General features: G+C 38.8%; 2 protein-coding genes. Both read left to right on the top strand.

Translation table 11 applies throughout. The features are described from left to right. On the top strand, positions 1-858 hold an 858-nt coding region (locus tag M595_RS27340), incomplete at its 5' end, for a sulfotransferase family protein (protein WP_338041677.1). Between the two features lie 260 nt (positions 859-1,118). Further along, on the top strand, positions 1,119-1,759 hold a 641-nt coding region (locus tag M595_RS27335), incomplete at its 3' end, for a DUF4347 domain-containing protein (protein ID WP_152983625.1).

Here is a 1,759-nt window from a genome sequence, read left to right as displayed (position 1 = left end):
CGCTCTTCCGATCTTGTGTCTCTATCTAGTCCCATTCATCTAATTTCTGGCTTACCTCGTGCTGGCTCAACGGTGCTAGCTGCTTTACTTCGGCAAAATCCTCGCTTTCATGCGGGAATGACATCGCCTGTCGGAGGGTTAGTCAACCGAATGCTGGATGCGATGAGCGAGGAGAATGAGTTCTCCGTGTTCATTTCTCCTGAACAAAGACAAGACCTAATTCTCAGTATATTCTCTGCTTATTATCAACAGCAAATTGCTGAAAATAAAGTCATCTTTGATACCAATCGTCTTTGGTGCAGCAAATTACCTCTGATTTGTCAGTTATTCCCAGAAGCGAAGGTGATTTGTTGTGTGCGTAATGTTGCCTGGGTGATGGATTCTCTCGAACGATTGGTTCGGCGGAATGCGTTTGAAATTTCTAGAATGTTTAGAAATCGGGCTGAAATTTCAACGGTTTACAGTCGCACAGAAGCCTTAAGCCAAGGAAATCGCTTAGTGGGTTTTGCTTATAATGCTTTGAAAGAAGCGTTTTATAGTGAACAAGCTGATCGTTTGCTGTTGGTAGATTATGAATTTTTGGCGATCGCTCCTGAGCAAACGTTATCATTAATTTATCAGTTTATAGGAGAAGAACCGTTTAATCATGATCTAGAAAGTATCGAATATGAAGAACCCGAATTTGATCGAAAGCTGAGAACAGAAGGTTTACATACTGTCCGTTCTCGGGTAGAATTTAAACCTCGTAGAAGTATCCTCCCCCCAGACTTATTTGAGAGATTTAGTCAACTTTCTTTTTGGACAGATACAACGAATAGTGTAGCTAATGTTATTAATTTTAAAACGTCTTCTAAATAACTGGAGTTTGGTGAAGCAGCTAGACTGATTTTGCGATCAAGAAAAATTCGCAAAACAACATCTATATTTACCGATCACAAATTATTTTCCTCATCAAACTGACTTCAGTTTATTAAATTTTTTACAGGGTGTCTTTCTCCTTTTTAAATAGCCTCACTGCTAATAAATGTGAGGTTAATAGGTTCTGTTTAAACTTATGTTTAAGCAAATTCAGTGCATCTACTCTATCTCACTAAACATGACTATTTTGACCAGATGCCATGACCATGCAACTACTCTTTATCGATTCTGCTGTCCAACAACCTGAATATTTAACTCAAGACTTAACTCCAGAGTCTCACCCTAATCTACATAGCTTTATTATCTCACCTCAAGCCAATTTTATTGCAGAAGTTACACAAATCTTAACTAAATATTCTCAAGTCAACGCCATACATTTTGTATTTCATGGAGAAGATCATACCCTACAATTAGGTCAGATTAATCTCACTCCAAAAACCCTCGAAACCTATGCACCCCTACTCAAACAATGGCATAAATTTTTGACTGCTGATGCCGATATTCTCCTGTACGGATGTAACGTTGCTAAAACTCCGAAAGGTCAAGAACTTGTTCATCAGTTCAGTCAACTCACTCAAACCAATATTGCGGCTTCCACTCACTTAACCGGAAATGCTGAACTTGGCGGTTCATGGGACTTAGACTATAAAACAAAACCCGTTAAAACACCCATTGTATTCAATCAAAAAATACAAGAATCCTATCCGTTTGTGCTTGCCACTTTTGATGTTAATCAACCTACAGACGATGGCACAGGAAATTTACCCGGAACTTTAAGTTGGGCAATACAACAAGCCAATGAAACAGCCGGAGATGATACCATTAATTTCAATACCAGTGT

The sequence above is a fragment of the Lyngbya aestuarii BL J genome (genome assembly GCF_000478195.2).
Classification (GTDB): domain Bacteria; phylum Cyanobacteriota; class Cyanobacteriia; order Cyanobacteriales; family Microcoleaceae; genus Capilliphycus; species Capilliphycus aestuarii.
The sequence above is the reverse complement of the archived record's forward strand: the minus strand, read 5'-3'. Positions and strand labels throughout refer to the sequence as shown.